Consider the following 4,023-nt stretch of genomic DNA (forward strand, 5'->3'; position numbering starts at 1 on the left):
GCGCCTGGCCCGCCGCGACCCCGTCGGTCACACCTTCGCGCTGCCGACCGGGGCCGGCCGCACTCTCATCGGCGCCAGTCCGGAGCTGCTGGTCTCCCGGCAGGGGCAGCGGGTGGTCGCCAATCCGCTCGCCGGATCCACCCCGCGCAGCACCGACCTCGCCGAGGACGTCCGCCGTGCCGCCGCGCTGCTGGAGTCCGCGAAGGACCTGCACGAGCACGCCGTCGTCGTGGACGCCGTCCACCAGGCCCTGGCCCCGCACTGCACGGAGCTGACCGTCCCCGCCCGGCCCACACTGATCCGTACCGCGACCATGTGGCACCTGTCGACCACGGTGACCGGCACGCTCGCCTCCCCCGACACCTCGGCCCTGGCTCTCGCCTGCGCCCTGCATCCGACCCCCGCCGTGTGCGGCACCCCCACCACGACAGCGCGTCGGGTCATCGCGGAGACCGAGCCGTTCGACCGCGGCTTCTTCACCGGGGTGGTGGGCTGGGGCGACGCCCGGGGCGACGGCGAGTGGGTCGTCACGATCCGCTGCGCCGAGGCCGAGGAACGCACGCTGCGCCTCTACGCGGGCGCCGGCATCGTGGCGGCGTCCGTGCCCGGGGCGGAGACCGCCGAGACGGCAGCCAAGTTCCGTACCTTCCTCAGCGCTGTGGGGGCGGAGCTGTGAGCCCGGACGACGCACCCACCTGGCCTGCCGAATTCGCCGAACGGTACCGGGCCGCGGGCTGGTGGCGCGGAGAGACGTTCGGTTCCATGCTCCGGGAACGTGCCGAGGCGCACCCGGACCGGATCGCCGTGGTCGACCCCGTCGCGGGAACCCGGTGGAGCTACGCGGAACTGGACCGGCGCGCCGACCGGCTGGCCGCGGGCTTCCTCGCCCGGAACATCACCGAGGGCGACCGCGTGGTGGTGCAACTGCCCAATGTCGCGGAGTTCTTCGAGGTCGTCTTCGCACTGTTCCGGATCGGTGCGCTGCCCGTCTTCGCGCTGCCGGCCCACCGCGAGACGGAGATCTCGTACTTCTGCGAGTTCACCGAGGCGGTCGCGTACGTCATCGCGGCGGAACACGGCGGCTACGACTACCGCGAGCTGGCGGCGAGGACCCGCGCCGGTGCGGGCACACTGCGGCACGTGTTCGTCGCCGCCGGGGACCCGGGCGAGTTCGAGGCACTGTCCGACGTGGCCGAGGAGCCGGTCGGACACGGTGCTCCGCGCCCGGACGACCTGGCCTTCCTCCAACTCTCCGGCGGCAGCACCGGCGTACCGAAACTGATTCCGCGCACCCACGACGATTACATCTACTCGCTCCGCGGTTCCAACGAGATCTGCGGCGTCGACGAGAGGACCGTCTACCTCTGCGCACTGCCCGCGGCCCACAACTTCCCGCTCTCCTCACCCGGTTCGCTCGGCACGCTCTACGCCGGCGGGCGCGTGGTGCTGTGTCCGCAGCCCTCCCCCGAGGTGGCCTTCCCGCTCATCGAGCGGGAGCGGGTCACCATCACCGGGCTGGTCCCGCCGCTTGCCCTGCTGTGGACCCAGGCGGCCACCACCACCGCGCACGACCTCAGCAGCCTGGACGTCCTGCTGGTGGGCGGCGCCAAGTTCAGCGAGGAGGCGGCGCGGCGGGTCCGGCCGGCGCTCGGCTGCACCCTGCAGCAGGTCTTCGGAATGGCCGAGGGGCTGGTCAACTACACCCGGCTGGACGACCCGGTCGAGGTGATCGTCACCACCCAGGGGCGGCCCATCTCGCCGGACGACGAGATCCTGGTCGTCGACGACGAGGACCGCGAGGTCGCACCGGGCGAAACGGGCCACTTGCTGACGCGGGGGCCCTACACGATCCGCGGCTACTGGAGGGCGCCGGAGCACAACGCCCGCTCGTTCACCGAGGACGGCTTCTATCGCACGGGCGATGTCGTCCGGGTCACCGGCAGCGGCCACATCGTCGTCGAGGGACGCGCCAAGGACCAGATCAACCGGGGCGGCGAGAAGATCGCCGCAGAGGAGGTGGAGAACCACATCCTCGCCCACCCGTCCGTGCACGACGCCAACGCGGTGGCCGAGCCCGACCCGTATCTGGGCGAACGCACCTGCGCGTACGTGATCCTCCGCCCCGGCGCGGGTCCGCTGAAGCCGGTGGACATCAAACGGTTCGTACGGGAACGGGGTCTGGCCGCGTACAAGGTGCCGGACCGGGTCGAGTTCGTGGACGCGTTCCCGCAGACCGGCGTCGGGAAGATCTCCAAGAAGGACCTGCGAACCGCCGCGGCCCGCACCGCATCCACCTCCCCGAGCCCCTGACCCCTCCCGGACCCGCCGCCCCGGACGGCTTCCTCTCCGCCGACCGGGTCTCCCCCACCCCGGTATCCCTCACCCCTGAACGGAATCCCCGCACCATGGCCCTGCCCGCCATTGCCCCGTACCCCATGCCGGCCGCCGACGAGCTGCCCGCCAACCGGGTCGAGTGGACCGTCGACCCGTCACGCGCGGTGCTCCTCGTCCACGACCTGCAGAACTACTTCCTGTCGGCCTACGACCGACAGTCCTCCCCGATTCCCGAACTGCTTTCCCACGTAGCCGAGTTGAAGAAGAAAGCGAAGCGCATCGGCGTACCGGTGCTCTACACCGCACAGCCGGGCGGTCAGAGCCCGGCCGAGCGTGGCCTGCAACAGGACTTCTGGGGTCCGGGCCTGCCTGCCGACCCGTACGCCGCCGCCATCGCGGACGCCGTCGCACCCGACGAGGGGGACACGGTCCTCACCAAGTGGAAGTACAGCGGCTTCGTCCGCACCGACCTCCTGGAACGGCTGCGCGAACAGGGCCGCGACCAGATCGTCATCACCGGCGTCTACGCCCACATCGGCGTCCTCATGACCGCCTGCGACGCCTGGATGCAGGACATCCAGGCCTTCGTGGTGGCCGACGCGGTGGCCGACTTCTCCGCCGAGGACCATGCGATGGCACTGCGTTGGGCAGCCGGCAAGTGCGCCGCCGTCACCAGCACCCGAGCCGTCTTCCGCGACGGGAGCCGACCGCTGCGGAAGGCGTAGACTTCGCTCAGCATGGACACGGCGGGGGGCGGAGCACATGACGGCTGAGTCGACACAGAGGTGGGGGTCGACGCTCGACTCCGTCGTGGTGTACGCGCAGGGCGCGATCTGCCGACGCCTGGCCCGGGGCAGCGTGCCGCCCGACGGCCGGGTGCGGGTGACGGGACTGCCCCGCTCGCTGGACCCGGGCTCGCTGCGGGCCCGGGTCCTGGGCGCCCCCGGGATACGTGTCACCGAGGCCCGGGTGGAAGTCGAGGCCGAGCCGCTCGGCACGGGCACGCCCGACGGGTTGCGCCGCGAGGTCGAGCGGCTGAGCGACGAGCACGCGGCGGCGCGGGGACGCCGGGACCGACAGCTGAGCCTGATCGAGGAGGTCAGGGCTCTCCACCCGGTCACGCCCGCCCGCAAGCGCGAGGACCCGCACCGCCGCACCCCGGTCGACGCGTGGCTGGAACTCGCCGACTTCGTCGAGGAGCGGCTGGCGGGACTGCACCAGCGCCTCGTCGAGCTGGAGGAGGCGCTGCGCAACGCCGAGCACGAGCTCACCGTCGCCGCCGACAGGCTCGACCGTGCCTCCACCGACTCCCCGTCGGCGCACGTGGAGACCACGGTCTGCGCGGTCCTGGCCCTCGACGGCACCGGTGATGCCGAGGTGGAGGTGGAGCTGGAATACGGGGTGCCGGGCGCCGTCTGGGTGCCGGCCTACCGCCTCACTCACCGTCAGGGCGACGGCAGCGGCCGTCTGGTGCTGCGCGCCTCGGTCGCCCAGCGGACCGGCGAGGACTGGACCGGCGTACGCATCGCCCTGGCCACCGCCGATCTCCGGCGCCGCACCGACCTGCCGAGGCTCCGCTCGATCCGGATCGGACGCAGTCAGCCCGCCCCCGCGCCTTCCGGCTGGCGCGAGCCCCCGGCCGGGCTCGTCGACCTGTTCTCCGGGTACGACGCGGCAGGCCCTGCCCCG

Annotated in this window: 4 protein-coding genes; all 4 read left to right on the forward strand. The window is 72.5% G+C overall.

Annotation, left to right across the window (positions count from 1 at the left end):
• Positions 1-676: isochorismate synthase (locus tag ABZY11_RS43350; RefSeq protein WP_356484449.1), on the forward strand; the 676-nt coding region annotated here is incomplete at its 5' end.
• Complete coding sequence (locus ABZY11_RS43355; protein ID WP_356484450.1) at positions 673-2,310, forward strand: (2,3-dihydroxybenzoyl)adenylate synthase; 1,638 nt, start codon at positions 673-675, stop codon at positions 2,308-2,310. The genes ABZY11_RS43350 and ABZY11_RS43355, both read left to right, overlap by 4 nt.
• Before the next feature lie 95 nt (positions 2,311-2,405).
• The gene (locus ABZY11_RS43360; protein ID WP_356484451.1) at positions 2,406-3,059 is read left to right on the forward strand and encodes an isochorismatase family protein; all 654 of its coding nucleotides are present in this window, start codon (positions 2,406-2,408) and stop codon (positions 3,057-3,059) included.
• Positions 3,060-3,096: 37 nt separating this feature from the next.
• The coding region (locus tag ABZY11_RS43365; protein ID WP_356484452.1) for a DUF4139 domain-containing protein at positions 3,097-4,023 on the forward strand (927 nt) is incomplete at its 3' end.

This window comes from Streptomyces sp. NPDC006510 (assembly GCF_040611955.1).
GTDB lineage: Bacteria > Actinomycetota > Actinomycetes > Streptomycetales > Streptomycetaceae > Streptomyces.